This window comes from Streptomyces sp. NPDC047515, assembly GCF_040643055.1.
Lineage (GTDB): Bacteria > Actinomycetota > Actinomycetes > Streptomycetales > Streptomycetaceae > Streptomyces.
Genome location: NZ_JBEYTM010000041.1, coordinates 43,888 through 61,344 on the forward strand (window position 1 = coordinate 43,888; position 17,457 = coordinate 61,344).

A 17,457-nucleotide genomic window follows, 5' to 3' on the forward strand; every position below is an offset into this window, starting at 1 on the left:
TGGAGCGGCGCACACGCGAGGAGCTGGAGGAGGTGCTGGCCGAGAGGCTCGCGGCTCTGTCGTGCTGAGGTGCCCTGCGGTCAGGCAGACTTCCTGCTGTCCCGCGGATGCACGGCGATGTTCATGGCTCCGGAGCGCAGAACCGCCAGCCTCTCGGCCAGCACCTCCTCCAGCTCCTCGCGTGTGCGCCGCTCCATGAGCATGTCCCAGTGCGTGCGCGCAGGCTTGCCCTTCTTCTCCTCGGGGCCATCCCCGTCCACCAGGAGTGCCATGGCGCCGCACGCCTTGCACTCCCACTCCGGCGGAATCTCCGCCTCTACCGAGAACGGCATCTCAAAACGATGTCCGTTCTGGCATGCGTACTCCACCGCCTGGCGCGGGGCCAGATCGATGCCGCGGTCCGTCTCGTAGCTGGTAACCACGAGTCGCGTGCCGCGGAGAGCTCGCTCACTCATGAATCGTGCCTCCCGGGCTTGTCGCCCACAGGACAGGTGTCGCTGTCGTCGTCATCCGGTCAACGTCCGGTCGGCGGTAAAGATTCCCGTTGCCGGTCATGCGTCGCCCGTCGTGCCGCTGCCTATTCAGGTTTCCCAGGGTTCAAGTACCCGCCAATGCCCGGTTTGTCACATCTAGTAGAAGTTGTCACCCAACAGTTCGGCTTCTTCCACTCGCAGTAACGGTCCTCCGGGCAGGCCAAAGGCGTACACTACCGGCCTTTCACTTCAACGTCTAAATCCGTTCCGGAACGGGATTGCCCGCAGCCGCCACTGCCTGTCGGACCGGCACCCTCGCGAGCAGTACGGAACCGATCACGAAGAAGATCACCAACGAGATGATCGCATCCCGGTAGCTCCCGGTCAGCTGGAATGCGAGACCGAACACCAGCGGTCCCAGCCAGCTCAGCCCGCGGTCGCTCATCTCGTACGCGGAGAAGTACTCGGCCTCCTTGCCGCGCGGGACCAGATGGGAGAACAGCGAGCGCGACAGCGCCTGACTGCCGCCGAGCACCAGCCCGATCGCCGAGGCCAGCACATAGAAGAAGACCGGTGCGTCGGCGGGCAGGAAGTAGCCGGCCACGAGAATCAGCGTCCAGACGACGAGCGAGCCGAGGATCGTGCGTTTCGCGCCGTACACCCGGGCCAGTCGGCCCATCGCCAGCGCTCCGGCCACCGCCAGCACCTGCACCAGCAGCACGGCAGTGATCAGCGTCGTCTGGTCGAGCCCCAGCTCCTCGGAGCCGTACACCGAGGCCTGGGAGATCACCGTCTGCACACCGTCGTTGTAGACGAGGTACGCCAGCAGGAAGGAGAGCGTCAGCGGATGGCGGCGCATGTCGCGCAGGGTGGCCATCAGCTGCCGCCACCCCGAACCGACCGCCCCTTCGCCGCTCGGCGCCACCCGCCGGTCGCGCAGCCGTCGCAGCGGCACGAGAGTGAAGGCGCCCCACCACACGCCGGCCGACGCGAGACAGATCCGCACCGCGTCGGACTCGGAGAGGCCGAAGGAGCCGTGGCCCGTGTACAGGACCAGATTCAGGACGAGGACGAAGGCGCCCGAGGTGTACCCGAAGGCCCAGCCGCGCGAGGAGACCGCGTCCCGCTCGTCGGGCTCGGCGATCTGCGGCAGATAGGCGTTGTAGAGCACCATCGACACGGAGATCGAGGCGTTCGCCACGATCAGCAGGAACGCGCCCAGCAGATAGCGGTGACCGTCCAGGAAGAACATGCCGGTGGTCGCGGCGGCGCCCACGTAGGCGGCGGCCGCGAGCAACGGCTTCTTCCGTCCCGTCCGGTCCGCGGCGGCGCCCACGATCGGCATCACGATCACCGCGACCACGACGGACACGGAGACCGCGTAGGCGAAGAGTGATCCGGCGCGCACGGGTATGCCGAGCGGATGGACGAAACCGTCGGCGTCGGCGGCTGCCTTGGCGATCGATGTCAGGTAGGGGCCGAGGAACACCGTCAGCACGCTCGTCGAGTAGACGGAGCAGGCGAAGTCGTAGAAATACCAACCACGCTGCTCGCGTCTGCGGCTCGCGGCGTCGGCGGAACCGGTCGTGAGTCCCGTCGGCTCGGCGGTGTCGGCGCTCAAGGCGCACCCCCTCGTCTCTCCCCGTGGAGACCTCGCACGACCGGCGTCAGGCCCAGGCCCCCCGCTCGCTCAGCACCGTGCGCAGCGTCTCGATGTGATCGGTCATGATGCCATCCACGCCGAGGTCGAGGAGCGCTGCCATCCGCTCGGGTTCGTTCACCGTCCAGACGTGCACCTGCAGTCCGCGTGCGTGCGCCTCGCGCACGAAGCGCCGGTCGACCACCCTGATGCCGTTCTGGCTCTCCGGCACCTGCGCGCACACCGCGCCGGCCCGCACCGCCGCCGGGATGCCGTACGAGCGCAGCCGCAGGCCGAGCACGCCGCGCACGCCGTAGGAGGTGGCCAGCCGGGGCCCGCCGAGGCGGTGCGCCCTGGCGACCCGGGCCTCCGAGAACGAGCCGACGCACACCCGGTCCCAGGCATCCGTCCGGCGGATCAGATCGATCAGCGGGACCAGGGCGGACTCGGCCTTGATGTCGACGTTCCACCGGGCCTCGGGGAACGTCTCCAGCAGTTCCTCGAACAGCGGCAGCGGCTCCCGGCCCGCCACCCTGGCCCGCCGCACCTCGCTCCACGGCAGCTCGGCCATCCGGCCCCGGGCGTCCGTCACCCGGTCCAGAGTGCTGTCGTGGAAGGCCACCAGACGGCCGTCCGCCGTGGTGTGCACATCGGTTTCGAAGTAGCGGTATCCGGCGTCGGCGGCCCGGCGGAACGCGGCCGTCGTGTTCTCTATCCCGCCCGCCGCACCGCCTCGGTGCGCGAAGGGGATCGTCGCCGGATGGTCCAGGTAGGGGTGGCGTACGGAGGTCACTACGGCAGTATGGCCCGATCCGGTGTACGGGCGGTGACGGTGGTGTCGCCGCCGTCCGGCCCGCGGGCGTCGGCGGCGCTTGCGCCGGACGCGGCGGCGGGCTCTTCGGCCGGCCTCCCGTCGATGGCGAAGAAGCGCAGGAAGAACTGGGCGAGCGGCCCGATGGCCAGGGCGTACAGCACCGTGCCCGCGCCGAGCGAGCCGCCGAGCACGAAGCCGGTGACCACGACCGCCACCTCGATCAGTGTGCGGACGAGCCGGATGGAGCGGCCGGTGCGCAGATGCAGACCGGTCATGAGCCCGTCGCGCGGTCCCGGACCGAACCGCGCGGCGATGTACAGCCCCGTCGCGACACCGTTGACCGCGATGGCCGCGACCATCACGGCGATCCGTGCGGCGAGGCCGTGCACATCGGGTACGAGCGCGAGCGTGCCGTCCATGGCGATGCCTACGGCGAAGACGTTGGAGACGGTGCCGAGGCCGGGGCGTTGCCTGATCGGTATCCACAGCAGCAGAACGACGGCGCCGACGATGATCGAGACGACCCCGATGGACACCCCGGTGCGCTCCGCGAGCCCCTGATGCAGCACCCCCCAGGGTTCGAGACCGAGGCCGGCGCGGACCAGGAGCGCCGAACTTGCCCCGTACAGCGCGAGACCGGCGTACAGCTGAATCAGTCGGCGTGTGAGGTGCGCCCCGCGAGGGACGGGGGTGATGGACAAGAGGTGCCCCCCTGATGTGGTGATAGTGGACTGCCGCATGTCACTCTGTGGCAGGGGATTGGCGGCCAACTATGGCCAATCCGAGGAAGGTGGACTGATTTTCATGGCGCAGTGGACTTCGGCGGTCGGCGCGGCACAGCTTGCCCGGCAGCTCCAGGCTCAACAGCCCCGGTCCGCCGCACCGGGTGCTCGCCGGCCGCCCGCCTATCGCGCGCTTGCCGACGGGGTGCGCCTGCTCGTCCTCGAAGGCCGGGTGCCGGTGGCCGCCCGGCTCCCCGCCGAGCGCGAACTGGCGCTCGCCCTGTCCGTCAGCCGCACGACCGTCGCCGCGGCGTACGAGGCGTTGCGCACCGAAGGGTTCCTGGAGTCCCGCCGGGGAGCCGGCAGCTGGACCGCCGTGCCCGCGGGCAACCCGCTGCCCGCACGCGGCCTGGAGCCGCTTCCCCCGGAGTCGCTCGGCTCGATGATCGATCTGGGCTGCGCCTCGCTGCCCGCCCCCGAACCATGGCTGACCCGGGCGGTCCAGGGCGCCCTGGAGGAGCTCGCACCGTACGCCCACACCCACGGCGACTACCCGGCAGGTGTGCCCGCGCTGCGGCAGATGATCGCCGACCGTTACACCGCGCGCGGCATCCCGACCATGCCCGAACAGATCATGGTCACCACCGGGGCGATGGGCGCGATCGACGCGATCTGTCACCTCTTCGCGGGCCGCGGCGAACGGATCGCGGTGGAGTCCCCCAGCTACGCCAACATCCTGCAGCTGATGCGGGAGGCGGGTGCCCGGCTGGTGCCGGTGGCGATGGAGGAGGGACTCGGCGGCTGGGACATGAACCGGTGGCGCCAGGTCCTGCGTGACGCGGCGCCGCGGCTCGCCTATGTCGTCGCCGACTTCCACAACCCCACCGGGGCGCTGGCCGACGAGGACCGGCGACGCGATCTGGTGGAGGCCGCCCGCTCCGCCGGTACGGTCCTGGTCGTCGACGAGACCATGAACGAGCTGTATCTCGACCCCGATGTTCGGATGCCGCGCCGGGTCTGCGCCTTCGATCCGGCGGGCTCCACCGTGCTCACGGTCGGATCCGCGAGCAAGGCCTTCTGGGCCGGCATGCGGATCGGCTGGGTGCGCGCGGCCCCCGAGGTGATCCGCAGCCTGGTGGCCGCCCGCGCCTATGCCGACATGGGGACGCCGGTGCTGGAACAGCTCGCCGTCAACTGGCTGATGCGCACCGGTCGCTGGGAACAGGCCGTGCAGGTCCGGCGCGAACAGGCCCGTGAGAACCGGGACTCGCTCGTCGCAGCGGTCCGCCGGGAGCTGCCGGACTGGGAGTTCTCGGTTCCGCGCGGGGGACTGACCCTCTGGGTGCGTACCGGCGGTCTCTCGGGCTCCCGGCTCGCGGTGGCGGGGGAGCAGGTCGGGGTGCGGGTTCCCTCCGGCCCCCGGTTCGGCGTCGACGGCGCCTTCGAGGGGTATGTGCGGCTGCCGTTCACGGTCGGCGGGCCGGTCGCGGACGAGGCTGCGGCGCGGCTCGCGGCTGCGGCGCGGCTGGTGGGTTCGGGCGCGGGCGCCGGGGTGGAGGCGCCGCGGACGTTCGTGGCCTGACCGGCGGGGCGGGCGCGGTCGTGACGGACCGGGTGTCCGTCACATCCCCGCCGCCCCGTACCGGTCCCTTCAGTCGCCGACCTTCATGCCCTCGACGGCGACGGCCGCGGTCAGGGGGCGCGGCGTCGCCGGGTCCGGGACGCTCACCTCGACCGGCACGGGCTCCTCGACGGCCTCGACCGCGACGGCCGCCTCGGCCGATGCCTGCCGCTCGGGAAGCAGGCCGAGGACCGCCTGCCGCTGTGCCTCGCTGGTCGCCTCGTCGTACGGGTCCGGGGTGGCCGGAACCTGGAGCCGCAGCACGGGGCCGGTGCCGAGACGCGCGTATCCCCGGCCTGGCGGGACATCCGGCGTCGGGGTGGTGTGCGGCTCCACGCCGAGCACCGACTCGACCTGGTCGCGGGAGCAGTGGCCGAGGACGACCCGGGCCCGGGTATGGGTGCGTACGGTCTCGCCGAGGGCGTCCAGGCTGTCGAACTGGTCGGTCATGACCACGGTGACGTTGGCCGCCCGGCCGTGCCGCAGCGGCACCTGGAGCAGTTCCTGGGGGTCCGGCCTGCCGTCGGCGGCCGCGAGGTGGCCGAGGACGCCGGGCCGGTCCAGCAGGATCCAGAGCGGGCGTCTGATGTCGTCGGGCGCGGGGTGGCCGGACTGCCGCGCCCGGTTCGCGGCGATCAGCCGCCGCTCCGTCTCGTGGGCCGCCCACTCCAGAGTCGCCAGCGCGCCGGCCGGCCCGCACTCCACGGCCAGCACGCCGTCGCGTCCGGTCAGGCAGGCGTACTCGCCGGTGCCGCTGCCTTCGATGATCAGGATGTCGCCGTGCTGGAGGGCCTGCAGGGCGATGGAGCGCATCAGCGTGGTGGTGCCGCTGCCGGGCTGCCCGACGGCCAGCAGATGCGGCTCGGTGGAGCGGGCTCCCGTCCGCCAGACGACCGGTGGCGCGTCGCGGGTCGCGTCGCCGTCGCGCACGGGAACGGTGCGCTGCACCGCGTCGCAGTCGGTGAACCCCAGCACGGTCTCACCGGGTGCGGTGACGAAGCGCTGGGCCCCGATCGAGGTGGGCAGGGCGCCGAGCACGGTCATGACGAGTTGGTTGCCCTCCTCGTCCCAGGCGAAGTGGTACTCCCGGCCGCGGCCCGACTTCGCGTGCAGCAGTCGCTCGATCCGGCTGCGGGAGGCGGCCTCGCTGTCGGTGAAGTAGGCGGGGTACGTCACCCGCAGACGGGTCAGGCGCCCGTCGCCGTCGAACTCGTATCCGCTGAAGGCCTTGTCCCAGTCGCCGCCGTGGGCGAACAGCGGGCTGGGGTCCTCGGCCGCGGAGAAGCACGGCACGAGTGCCTCGTACAGCGACCGGAGCCGCCCGGTCTCCGCCTCGTCGGGACCGGTCTTCACGGGGGTCCGCTCCCGCCCCTTCCACGCGGCGGCGCCCATCACGGCGACCAGGGTGATCACGGACCCGTACGGGATCATCGCGACCACGAGCAGGCAGGCCGCGACGGAGAACAGCGCCGGACCACGCTTGTCCTTGGGCGTCGCAGCCCACTTCTGTCGTCCGGCACCGGCCAGCAGCCGCAGACCACGAGTGATCGTGATCAGTGGATGGAGGACGTCGGTGGCGTTGTCGGTGGCCGTGCGCGCGAACTCGCGACTGCGAGCGATCGGGGCGCTGCCGCTGCTCAGAATGCGGGGGAGTGGTCGCCGGGCCACGTCGGTCTCCTGAAGGGGTGGGAGCGGTCGCGGGGGGTCAGAACTTGATCCCGCCCAGGAGGCCGGCGAGACTCGCGCCGCCCGCCGTGATGCTCGGGGCGATGGCGGTGCCCGCCAGGTAGAAGCCGAACAGGGCAGTGACGAGGGCGTGCGATGCCTTGAGGCCGTCCTTCCTGAAGAACAGGAAGACGATGATGCCGAGGATGACTACGCCTGACATGGACAGGATCATGAGAAGTTCTCCTGGTTGGGGGGGGGACAGTCACCATGAGTCCTTCCAGGTTCACCGGAAGTATCTATACGATAAAAGCTGTATTCGAGTGAAAAGTCTGTATTTTCACTGGATTGGCCGACAAGGGTTGTCGCTGGGGTGCCGGGGTCGCGGAACATTCGGTTCCGTGTGCTCCGCCGTCGTCGTCGGACGTGATCCTCCGCCTCGGGCGGGCCGGTTCGTGCGCGCGGTCTGGCAGTACCCTGTCGGTTCACTCGTACGGCCCCCACGGCGTACGGCCCGGCAGGTCAACAGCGGTGAAACCGGATAATGGAAGGCGGTCCGTCCGATGAGTGAAACCCCCGACCCCGAAGTGGTCGAGCTGGCGACGAAGGTCTTCGACCTGGCCCGCCAGGGGGAGACGGACACGCTCGCCGCGTATGTCGACGCCGGCGTCCCCGCGAACCTGACCAACGACCGGGGCGACTCGCTGCTGATGCTGGCCGCCTATCACGGGCACGCCGCCGCCGTCACCGCCCTCGTCGCCCGCGGCGCCGACCCGGACCGGGCCAACGACCGCGGGCAGACGCCGCTCGCCGGAGCCGTCTTCAAGGGCGAGGGCGCGGTGATCGAGGCGCTGCTCGCCGCAGGGGCGGACCCGGCGTCCGGAACACCCTCCGCGCTGGACACCGCGCGCATGTTCGGCAAGGCCGACCTGCTGGAACTCTTCGGCGCCCGCTGACCGGGTACGCCGTAAATGTGGTCGCGGTGGCGAAATGACTGGGTCATCATGACGTCTCGGGCCCGGTTCGGGCCACGGACGAGAGGCAGAGGAAGATGGTCTACACCAAGCAGAAGACGGCGGTCGGCCGATCATGTTACTGCGCGGCGTAGTGCCCCACCCGGCACTTGGAACTGCACAGTCCCGGTTGCGTCGACAGCTTGATGTGAGGCTTCTTTCATGTTTGATCCGTTCATAGCGCCGAGCGGCACCCTGCTCGGCCTGCTGCAGAGGGGCCGTGGCGACGGCACGCTCCACGCACTCGCCGCACCGCGCCCCGAGGCCCTGGCGGCTCTCAACCACTGTGTCCTGAGCGATCCGCGTCACGACTGGCAGGTGGAGAACCGCTCGCTCTACTACGCGCGGCTGTATCTCGACCTCGACGGCGGTATCGAGGAGATCGAGCGCCACCTGGGCGATCCCGACGACCACCTCGACACCGACGACTCCCGCACCGGGCTGGCCCTCGCCGTGCTCGGCCACCTCGCCTCGTACGGAAGGGACGACGCGCTGGCCCTGCTGCGGGGGTACGCCGCGACCGGAGCCAATTGGGCCTGGGCCCTCGACGAGCTCGCCCTGCGCGACGACGACGCCGGGCTCCGCGCCCTCGCCGTACCCGTGCTCGGCCGGTTCCCGGACACCGAGGACGGCGCCGCCGAGTTGGCCGCAGCCGTACGGGACGCCTACGAACCCCGTCCCTGGCGTCTCTGGGCCGACGACCCGCGCGAAGCGGTCGGGGCCAGGATCAGGTCCGCCTCGGAACAGGGCTCCTTCGACCGCTGGCAGCGGCAGATGCGGCCCGGCGGCCCCCGCCCCGGCTGGAGCGTCCAGGCCGTCTTCGACTGGGCCCAGCAGGGAATCGAACGCGGCAGTGTCCTCCATGTCCCGGCCGCCCGCTGCCTCGCCGCCGTCGCCGGTCCCGAGGACCGGTCCACGATCGTCGAGGCCGCCGGCAGCGGCCCCGACGGCGCCCGCTGCGCCGCCCTGCACTACCTGGCCGAGGCCAGGGATCCCGCCGTGCTCGACCTGATCGAGGCCGCCGCGGTCAGCGCGTCGCGCACCGTCGCCGACGCCGCGGTCGCCGCCTTCGAGCGGATGTGCGGTGACGCGGCGGTGGACCGCGCCAGGCGCTGGGCCCGGCGGCCCGACGCGCTCGGTGCCTCCGCGGCCGGTGTGCTCGCCTGCCGGGGCGGGGCCCAGGACGCCCCCCTCGTCCTCGGCGCACTCCGCGAGGCCGTACGGGGCGAAGGGCCGGACGCACCACGCCTGTGGACCCTCGTCGACGGAACGGGCCGGCTGGGCATCGCCTGTGCCGCCCCGGTGCTGCGCCACGTCTACCGGGAGACGTCCTCCTCGCATCTGCGCGGCCGAGCGGCCCGCGCACTGGCCGCGACCGACCCCTCCTTCGCCACCGGTTTCGCCGTCGAATGCCTGTGGGACTGCGAGGAGACCACCCGTGAGGTCGCCGCACTCCACGCGGAGACCGGCGACATCAGAGTCGCCGAGCGACTGCGGCGGCTCGCCGCCGACCCGGCCGAGGAGGCAGAGGTGCAGACGGCGGTACGCAGCAGGATCGGGCCCGACACCCCAGCGGTCTGACCGGAGTACGCACAGCGGCGCGCGTCGGGGGCGCGCGGTGCGAAGGGGCGAGCGGCGCGTCGCAGGCGCGCTCGGCTCGAACGCTCACGGGCCGTTCCCCGGCCGGAAAGATCCAAGTCGGCTCTGTCACGTCCGGCACGGCGACAACACCAGTATGCGTGTCGTCATCGTCACCGAATCCTTTCCGCCCGATGTCAACGGCGTGGCCCACTGCGCCCTGCAGACGGCCCGGCACCTCGTCGGCCGCGGCCACGAACCGCTCGTCGTCGCCCCGGCCCCGGCCGTCGCGACGACCATGTCCCGTCCGGACCTCTCCGACGCCTTCCGAGCCGACGCACCCTGCCCCGTGGTACGCGTCCCTTCCCTCCCCCTGCCCGGATATCCCCAGGTCCGGGTGGCACTGCCGAGCCGCCGGTTGACGGCGGCCCTCACCGCCCACCGCGCCGAACTCGTCCATCTGGCCGGACCGTTCGTGCTCGGTGCACGCGGCATGGCGGCGGCGGCCCGGCTCGGGATCCCGGCCGTCGCCGTCTACCAGACCGATCTGGCCGGTTACGCACGTACGTACCTCGGCACCGGTGAGAACACCGCGTGGCGCCGGATGCGCGCCGTGCACAGCGCCGCCGACCGCACCCTCGCCCCGTCCACCGCGGCCGTCCGTGACCTCACCGAGCACGGCGTGCCCCGAGTGCGGCTGTGGCCGCGCGGCGTCGACACCGCACGGTTTCGGCCCGGACTGCGGGACGAAGCACTGCGCCGACGCCTCGCCCCCGGCGGAGAGCGGATCGTCGGGTACGTCGGCCGGCTCGCCCCGGAGAAGCACGTCGAACTCCTCGCCGGGGCCTGCGCGACACCCGGGGTCCGGGTCGTGGTCGTCGGCGACGGCCCCAGTGAGGCGTCGCTGCGGACCGCCCTGCCCGGCGCGGTCCTCCTCGGCCGCCGGACCGGGGACGACCTCGCCCGGCTGTTCGCCTCGCTGGATGTGTTCGTCCATACGGGACCGTACGAGACGTTCTGCCAGACGGTGCAGGAGGCCATGGCCTGCGGAGTGCCGGTGATCGCCCCCGCGGCGGGCGGACCGCTCGATCTCGTCGACCACGGGCGCACCGGACTGCTGGTCCCGCCGCTCGACACCGGTGCCGTGACGGCGGCGGTCGGCGCACTCGCCGCGGACCCCGCGCTCGCGGCGGCCTACGGCGCCGCAGGCCGGGCCGCGGTCGAGGGCCGGACCTGGCAGGCCGTGGGCGACCAACTGCTCGACCACTACGACGAGGTGCTGCACGACCGGACGGCGGTGGCGGCATGACCGGCCGCGAACGGCGCACGGTCATCGTCCGGCTGGCGAACTTCGTCACCCCGTCATCGGGCGGCCTGCGCACCTCCCTGGACGAGCTCGGCCGCGGCTACCTCGCGGCCGGGCACGAACCGGTGCTCATCGTGCCCGGCGACACCCGGAGCGACGAACGCACGGCCCAGGGGAGGGTGATCACGCTCCCCGGTCCGGTTCTCCCGGGCAGCGGCGGCTACCGCGTACTGGCGGACCGGCGCAGGCTCCGCCACCTCCTGGAAACGCTGCGGCCCGACCGTCTTGAGGTCTCCGACCGCACCACGCTGCGCTGGACGGGGGAGTGGGCGCGCCGCGCCAGGGTGCCCGCCGTGATGGTCTCCCACGAGACCGCCGACGGGGTGCTGCGCACCTGGGGCGTCCCGGCCGGCGCGGCCGGGCGGACGGCCGACCGCCTCAACGCCCGCAGCGCACACGCGTACACCCGGATCGTGTGCACCACCGAATGGGCCGAGCGTGAATTCCTGCGTATCGGGGCGCGCAACGTGGTGCGCGCCCCGCTCGGCGTGGACCTGCGACGCTGCCGTCCCCACCGGCGCAGCGCCGTCCTGCGCGCCCGGCATCTGCGCGGCCGGGACGTGCTGCTCGTGCTGTGCTCGCGGCTCTCGGTCGAGAAACGTCCCGGCCGGGCCCTGGATGCGCTCACCGGGCTGCGGCACCGTGGCGTGCGCGCGGCGCTGGTCGTCGCGGGCGACGGGCCGCTGCGGACGGGCCTGGAGAGCAGGGCGCGGGCGCAGCGGCTGCCGGTCGAATTCCTGGGCCATGTGCGGGACCGGGAGTCCCTGGCGGATCTGCAGGCGGCGGCCGACATCTGCCTGGCGCCCGGACCCGCCGAGACGTTCGGCCTGTCGGCCCTGGAGGCGCTGGCCTGCGGCACTCCGGTCGTGGCGAGCGCGAGTTCCGCGCTGCCCGAGGTGATCGGCGCCGCAGGAGTCGCCGCCCCGGACACGGGTGAGGCGTTCGCCACCGCGGTACGGGAGTTGCTCCGGCGCCCGGAGGACGAGCGGCGCGCCGCGGCGAGGCGGCGGGCAGAACTCTTCGGCTGGGACCGCTCGGTGGCCGCGTTCCTGGCCGCGCACGAGGTGCCGGACCGGGGCGGGATCGCGGAGGTACGGGCGTGAGCCGGGCGGCGCGGCGTTCCGCAACCGCGTGCCGCGTCACCCTGGAAGCCGCCCGCGCCGCCTGGCCCGTCGTCCGTGGAGCGGGCCAGTATGGGGGGATGAGCGGACGCTGGGACTTCTGGATCGACCGTGGCGGGACGTTCACCGATGTCGTGGGACGGGATCCCGATGGGCACCTGGTCACCCGCAAGCTGCTCTCCCACGACCCGGACCGCTACCGCGACGCCGCCGTGGCCGGCATCCGGGGACTGCTCGGCCTCGGGCCGGCCGACCCGGTCCCCGCCGACCGGGTCGGCACGGTGAAGATCGGCACGACGGTCGCCACCAACGCCCTGCTGGAGCGGCGCGGCGAGCCGACCGTTCTGGTCATCACGGAAGGCTTCCGGGACGCCCTGCGCATCGCCTACCAGAACAGGCCGAGGCTCTTCGACCGCCGGATCCTGCTGCCCGAGGCCGTCTACGAGCGGGTGATCGAGGTCCCCGAACGGATCGACGCCCGCGGCGGGGTCGTGACCCCGCTGGACCGGGACGCGGTGGCCGAGCGGCTGAGGGCGGCACGGGCCGACGGCCTGCGCAGCGCGGCCGTCGTCCTGATGCACGGCTACCGCCACCCCGCGCACGAGAGCGCGGTGGCCGCGGTGGCCCGCGAGGCGGGCTTCACCCAGGTCAGCTGCTCGCACGAGGTGAGCCCGCTGATCAAGCTCGTGCCACGCGGCGACACCACCGTCGTCGACGCCTACCTCTCGCCGATCCTGCGCCGGTACGTCGACGAGGTCGCCCGCGAACTCGACGGCATCCGGCTGATGTTCATGCAGTCCAACGGCGGCCTGCGCGAGGCCTCCCACTTCCGGGGCAAGGACGCGGTGCTCTCCGGCCCCGCCGGTGGCGTGGTCGGCATGGCCCGTACGTCCGAACAGGCCGGATTCGACCGGGTCATCGGCTTCGACATGGGTGGCACATCCACCGATGTGTCGCACTACGCGGGCGCGTTCGAACGCGAGCTCGGCACCCAGGTCGCCGGCGTGCGGATGCGCGCCCCCATGATGAACATCCACACCGTCGCGGCCGGCGGCGGCTCCGTCCTGCACTTCGACGGCCACCGCTACCGGGTGGGTCCCGACTCGGCGGGCGCGGTCCCCGGCCCGGCCTGCTACCGCCGTGGCGGGCCGCTGACCGTCACCGACGCCAATGTGATGCTCGGCCGGGTCCAGCCCGCACACTTCCCGGCCGTCTTCGGACCGGACGGCGACCTACCCCTCGACGCGGACCTCGTCCGTGAGCGCTTCGACGCGCTCGCCGAGGACGTGGCGCGTGTCACCGGAACACGGCGCGCGGCGGCCGAGGTCGCCGCCGGGTTCCTGGAGATCGCCGTGCTCAACATGGCCAACGCGGTCAAGAAGATCTCCGTGCAGCGCGGGCACGACATCACCCGCTACGCCCTGACGGGCTTCGGCGGCGCCGGAGGCCAGCACGTCTGTGCCGTCGCCGACGCCCTGGGCATCGACACCGTCCTCGTACCGCCCCTGGCCGGTGTGCTGTCCGCGTACGGCATCGGTCTCGCCGACGCCACCGCCATGCGCGAGCAGTCCGTGGAGGCGGAACTGAACGAGGCGACCCGGACCCGGCTCGGTGGACTCTGCGACGAACTCGCCGCCCGCACCCGCGCCGAACTGCGCGCCGACGCCATCCCCGACAGCGCGATCAGCACCCGTGCCCGGATCCTCCTGCGCTACGCCGGTACGGACTCCAGCCTGTCCGTCGACCTGGCCACCGCACCCGCCATGGCCGAGGCGTTCACCGCGCAGCACCGCGCACGCTACGCCTTCACCATGGAAAAGCCCCTGGTCGTCGAGGCGGTGTCGGTCGAGGCGACCGGAACGGCGGGACGGCACGGACCGGACACCGCCGACCGCACGCCCCGTGCGAGCGCACCGCCCCGACCCCACGACACCGTAAGGATGTTCGCGGAAGGCCGATGGCAGGACACCCCGCTCCACCGACGCGAGGAACTGCGTCCCGCGGCCACCGTGACCGGCCCCGCCGTCATCGCGGAGGCGGATGCCACCACCGTCGTCGACCCCGGCTGGCAGGCCACCCGCGCCGAGACCGGGCATCTGCTGCTCACCCGCGTCCGCCCGCGCCCGGACCGCACGGCCGTCGGTACCCGCGTCGACCCCGTCATGCTGGAGATCTTCAACAACCTCTTCATGTCGATCGCCGAACAGATGGGCGTGCGCCTGGAGAACACGGCACACTCCGTCAACATCAAGGAGCGGCTCGACTTCTCCTGTGCCCTCTTCGACGCGGAGGGCAATCTGATCGCCAACGCCCCGCACATTCCCGTCCACCTCGGCTCGATGGGGGAGTCCATCAAGGAGGTGCTCCGGCGCAACGGCGGGGCGATGCGGCCCGGCGACGTCTACGCCATCAACGATCCGTACCACGGGGGCACGCATCTGCCCGATGTGACGGTGGTGACGCCCGTGTTCGACGAGAGCGGTGACGAAGGCCCCCGGCTGCGCTTCCTCGTCGCCTCACGCGGACACCATGCGGAGATCGGCGGCATCACCCCCGGCTCGATGCCCGCCTTCAGCCGCACCATCCACGAGGAAGGAGTGCTGTTCGACAACTGGCTGCTGGTACGGGACGGCAGACTCCGCGAGGCCGAGACGCGCGAACTGCTCACCACCGCCGCTTACCCCTCCCGCGACCCGGACACCAACCTCGCCGATCTACGCGCCCAGATCGCCGCCAATGAGAAGGGCATCGCCGAACTCCGGCGCATGGTCGAACAGTTCGGGACCGAGGCGGTCGCCGCGTACATGGGGCACGTACAGGACAACGCCGAGGAGTCCGTCCGCCGGATCATCGCCGAACTGCACGACGGCGCCTACCGCTACGAGACCGACAACGGCGCGGTCATCGAGGTCGCGCTCACCGTGGACCGGGCCACGCGCGGTGCGGTCGTCGACTTCACCGGCACCTCACCGCAGCAGCCGGGGAACTTCAACGCGCCGAAATCCGTCGTCATGGCGGCGGTGCTGTATGTCTTCCGGACCCTGGTCGCCGACGACATCCCCCTCAACAGCGGCTGCCTCAAGCCCCTGGAGGTCAGAATTCCGCAGGGCTCCATGCTGGCCCCCGTCCATCCGGCGGCCACCGTCGCGGGAAATGTGGAGACCTCCCAGGCCGTCACGGGCGCCCTGTACGCGGCGCTCGGCATCCAGGCGGAGGGTTCGGGAACGATGAACAACCTCACCTTCGGCAACGAACGGGTCCAGTACTACGAGACCGTGGCGAGCGGCTCGGGCGCGGGCGACGGCTTCGACGGCGCCGACGCCGTGCAGACCCACATGACCAACTCCCGCCTCACCGACCCCGAAGTCCTCGAATGGCGCTACCCCGTACTGCTGGAGAGCTTCCGGGTACGGGACGGCAGCGGGGGTGCGGGGCGCTGGCACGGCGGCTGCGGCGTGGAGCGGCGCATCCGTTTCCTCGAACCCGTCACGGTGGCGCTGCTCTCCGGACACCGCCGGGTCCGGCCCTACGGAATGGCGGGGGGCGAACCCGGCGCTCCGGGCGAGCAGTACGTCGAGCGCGCGGACGGCCGGACCGTCACACCGCTGCGGGGCTGCGACACGGCGGACCTGGAGAAGGGGGACGTACTCGTGCTCCGCACACCCGGCGGCGGGGGCTACGGAGCCCAGGATCCGGGTCGGGACGGCCGTCCCGGGCGCACCGCCGAACAGCGGTGAGGCCGCCGCCCCCGCGCCCCCGGCAGGGGGTCGCTTCTGCGCCGTTTCGACCGTTGTCAGTCTGAGGACCTAATCTGTGCAGCGTGACTTCGCCTGCCTACACGGACAACGCTGCGCCCCAGCTCAGCGCGGGGCCGCGGCTTGCCCCGGGCCCGGCCGCCGACGAGGGGCTCTCGCGGCGGCTGCGCGCGCTCGCCTGCACGGCGCCGCTGCACGACCTCGATGTGCGCAAGGCGAATCTGGCCGGTGAGTACACGGTCTACACGATGGCCGAGGTCGCGCTCGCCGCCATCGACCTCGTCACCCTCAACATGGACTTCGACACGGGGGCCGACCACGACCAGATAGTGACCAGGGTCCTTCCTCGCGTCGCCGCCCAGGCCCCGGACCGCCCGGCCGCCGAGCACGAGCGGGTCGCCCGCTGGGTGCTGGAGAACCTGATCAATGTCGGCAGCGTCGACCGCGGATTCCGTGCGGTGTACGGCACTTTCGGCCCTGATGGGGTGTATGTCCGCCGCGATTACGACTTCAAGCTGATCGAAGAGGTTCCCGGATACGGCGGCACCGTCTATCTCAGGGCCACCGACGAAGCGGTCAACGTCCTGGTCGGAGCCCTCGACACGGACGTCACCAGCGCCCAGATCGCCGCCGAGGTGAAGCTGGAGGTCCTCATCAGCCGGGGCCGCCTCGCGGACGCGCAGCTCGCCGCCGAGCAGGCCCGCTACCGCACCGTGCAGTACGCGGAGACCCTGCGCAAGACGCTGGAGGCCACCCGGCGCAACGTCCGGGCCGTCGACTGGCTCAACGCCGTCCCCGACATGATCGCCGAAGCGCTCGACCACGTCGCCGACCGCTACCGCCACGAGAACGCGATCCTCACCAACATCCGCAAGGCGCGCGACGAGGCCGAGGAGCCCGAGCACAAGCGGCGCGCCGCCGAGCTCGTCGACATCGTCAAGGACTGCATCCGCCGCCACACCCAGCTGCAGTCCCGTCTGCTGGAAGCCGGACCGCTGTTCCGCGCCGAGCAGGACCGGCAGGCGTTCGCCACCCCCGCGGCCCGCACCGGCCTCGATCTGTACGGTCAGCTGGTCGGCCCGCTGCTCCCGCTCCCCGTCGAACGCGCCATCCGCGTCACGGACGCCTTCTTCGCCCACGGCACCGGACTGCGCACGCCCACGTCGGTACGGGTGGGCGATCTCGTCGACATGCTGCTCACGCCACCCCTGGAACGCGAGCATCTGGGCGCCGAGATGCCCGAACCCGATCTGATCGCCACTCCGGACGACAGCAGGTTCAGCGAGGAGCAGCTCGCGAACGCCATGGAACTCCTGGAGCTGGAGCACGACGCCCCGCGCAGGCTCTCCGGACTCCTCGCCGAGGCCCGGCGCCGCGATCCCGAGCTGCCGTATCTGGTCGCCCTGCTCGCGGTGCACGCCGCGAGCCCGCCGGTCGGCACCGCCTACCGGCAGGGCGAGCAGCGTCTGTTGTTCTCCGTCGACGACGGAACGCAGCTCGACGACCCGGAGTTCGGCGGCGCGGATCTGATAGTGGGTACGGCCCTGCTGGACGCGGCCGGAATGGCCGCGGACCGCTCGGAGGCGTCATGAGGGGCGCGCCTCGGGAGGCGCACGAGTCGCCGATCCGACCGGCGCACCCCGTCCGGGGGCGTCGTCGCCCCGCCGGTGGACCGGCCGGAGCCGCGCCG

13 protein-coding genes are annotated in these 17,457 nt (G+C 72.0%); 7 read left to right on the forward strand and 6 right to left on the reverse strand.

Features of this window, described 5'->3' with window-relative positions:
* Window positions 1-80: 80 nt before the first annotated feature.
* From ABZ826_RS27920 to ABZ826_RS27935, 4 genes are all read right to left on the reverse strand, one after another.
* Window positions 81-455 (reverse strand): RNA polymerase-binding protein RbpA, encoded by a 375-nt coding sequence (locus tag ABZ826_RS27920; protein ID WP_007262928.1) that lies wholly within the window; start codon window positions 453-455, stop codon window positions 81-83.
* Between the two features lie 274 nt (window positions 456-729).
* The gene (locus tag ABZ826_RS27925; protein ID WP_361453951.1) at window positions 730-2,094 is read right to left on the reverse strand and encodes an MFS transporter; all 1,365 of its coding nucleotides are present in this window, start codon (window positions 2,092-2,094) and stop codon (window positions 730-732) included.
* A gap of 46 nt (window positions 2,095-2,140) precedes the next feature.
* Window positions 2,141-2,905, reverse strand: a complete 765-nt coding sequence (locus tag ABZ826_RS27930) for a glycerophosphodiester phosphodiesterase (RefSeq protein ID WP_361453954.1) — start codon at window positions 2,903-2,905, stop codon at window positions 2,141-2,143.
* A complete protein-coding gene (locus tag ABZ826_RS27935; RefSeq protein WP_361453957.1) occupies window positions 2,905-3,627 on the reverse strand; it encodes a hypothetical protein in 723 nt (240 codons plus the stop codon). Before ABZ826_RS27935 ends, ABZ826_RS27930 begins: the two co-directional genes overlap by 1 nt.
* A gap of 103 nt (window positions 3,628-3,730) precedes the next feature.
* On the opposite strand from ABZ826_RS27935, the gene ABZ826_RS27940 reads away from it, so the two are divergent.
* A complete protein-coding gene (locus ABZ826_RS27940) occupies window positions 3,731-5,230 on the forward strand; it encodes a PLP-dependent aminotransferase family protein (protein WP_361453960.1) in 1,500 nt (499 codons plus the stop codon).
* Between the two features lie 69 nt (window positions 5,231-5,299).
* Here the strand turns inward: ABZ826_RS27940 and ABZ826_RS27945 are convergent, their stop codons facing one another.
* On the reverse strand, window positions 5,300-6,937 hold the full coding sequence (locus ABZ826_RS27945; RefSeq protein ID WP_361453963.1) for a hypothetical protein: 1,638 nt from the start codon (window positions 6,935-6,937) through the stop codon (window positions 5,300-5,302).
* Window positions 6,938-6,974: 37 nt separating this feature from the next.
* Window positions 6,975-7,169 (reverse strand): hypothetical protein, encoded by a 195-nt coding sequence (locus tag ABZ826_RS27950; RefSeq protein WP_018103962.1) that lies wholly within the window; start codon window positions 7,167-7,169, stop codon window positions 6,975-6,977.
* Between the two features lie 328 nt (window positions 7,170-7,497).
* On the opposite strand from ABZ826_RS27950, the gene ABZ826_RS27955 reads away from it, so the two are divergent.
* The 6 genes from ABZ826_RS27955 to ABZ826_RS27980 all read left to right on the forward strand — a co-directional run bounded on the left by ABZ826_RS27955 (window position 7,498) and on the right by ABZ826_RS27980 (window position 17,359).
* A complete protein-coding gene (locus ABZ826_RS27955) occupies window positions 7,498-7,890 on the forward strand; it encodes an ankyrin repeat domain-containing protein (protein ID WP_361453966.1) in 393 nt (130 codons plus the stop codon).
* Window positions 7,891-8,109: 219 nt separating this feature from the next.
* The gene (locus ABZ826_RS27960; RefSeq protein WP_361453969.1) at window positions 8,110-9,528 is read left to right on the forward strand and encodes a HEAT repeat domain-containing protein; all 1,419 of its coding nucleotides are present in this window, start codon (window positions 8,110-8,112) and stop codon (window positions 9,526-9,528) included.
* A 154-nt stretch (window positions 9,529-9,682) separates the two neighbouring features.
* Window positions 9,683-10,834 (forward strand): glycosyltransferase family 1 protein, encoded by a 1,152-nt coding sequence (locus ABZ826_RS27965; protein ID WP_361453972.1) that lies wholly within the window; start codon window positions 9,683-9,685, stop codon window positions 10,832-10,834.
* Window positions 10,831-11,994 (forward strand): glycosyltransferase, encoded by a 1,164-nt coding sequence (locus tag ABZ826_RS27970; protein ID WP_361453975.1) that lies wholly within the window; start codon window positions 10,831-10,833, stop codon window positions 11,992-11,994. Before ABZ826_RS27965 ends, ABZ826_RS27970 begins: the two co-directional genes overlap by 4 nt.
* Window positions 11,995-12,092: 98 nt before the next feature.
* Window positions 12,093-15,749, forward strand: coding sequence for a hydantoinase B/oxoprolinase family protein (locus tag ABZ826_RS27975; protein ID WP_361453978.1), 3,657 nt, complete (start codon window positions 12,093-12,095; stop codon window positions 15,747-15,749).
* A gap of 83 nt (window positions 15,750-15,832) precedes the next feature.
* On the forward strand, window positions 15,833-17,359 hold the full coding sequence (locus ABZ826_RS27980) for a hypothetical protein (protein WP_361453981.1): 1,527 nt from the start codon (window positions 15,833-15,835) through the stop codon (window positions 17,357-17,359).
* Window positions 17,360-17,457 lie beyond the last annotated feature (98 nt).

What these genes read in the sequence shown, in the direction of transcription:
- ABZ826_RS27920 (WP_007262928.1), bottom strand. Translation starts at nt 455, where the DNA reads ATGAGTGAGCGAGCTCTCCGCGGCACGCGACTCGTGGTTACCAGCTAC.
- ABZ826_RS27940 (WP_361453960.1), top strand. Translation starts at nt 3,731, where the DNA reads ATGGCGCAGTGGACTTCGGCGGTCGGCGCGGCACAGCTTGCCCGGCAG.
- ABZ826_RS27950 (WP_018103962.1), bottom strand. Translation starts at nt 7,169, where the DNA reads ATGATCCTGTCCATGTCAGGCGTAGTCATCCTCGGCATCATCGTCTTC.
- ABZ826_RS27955 (WP_361453966.1), top strand. Translation starts at nt 7,498, where the DNA reads ATGAGTGAAACCCCCGACCCCGAAGTGGTCGAGCTGGCGACGAAGGTC.
- ABZ826_RS27960 (WP_361453969.1), top strand. Translation starts at nt 8,110, where the DNA reads ATGTTTGATCCGTTCATAGCGCCGAGCGGCACCCTGCTCGGCCTGCTG.
- ABZ826_RS27965 (WP_361453972.1), top strand. Translation starts at nt 9,683, where the DNA reads ATGCGTGTCGTCATCGTCACCGAATCCTTTCCGCCCGATGTCAACGGC.
- ABZ826_RS27970 (WP_361453975.1), top strand. Translation starts at nt 10,831, where the DNA reads ATGACCGGCCGCGAACGGCGCACGGTCATCGTCCGGCTGGCGAACTTC.
- ABZ826_RS27975 (WP_361453978.1), top strand. Translation starts at nt 12,093, where the DNA reads ATGAGCGGACGCTGGGACTTCTGGATCGACCGTGGCGGGACGTTCACC.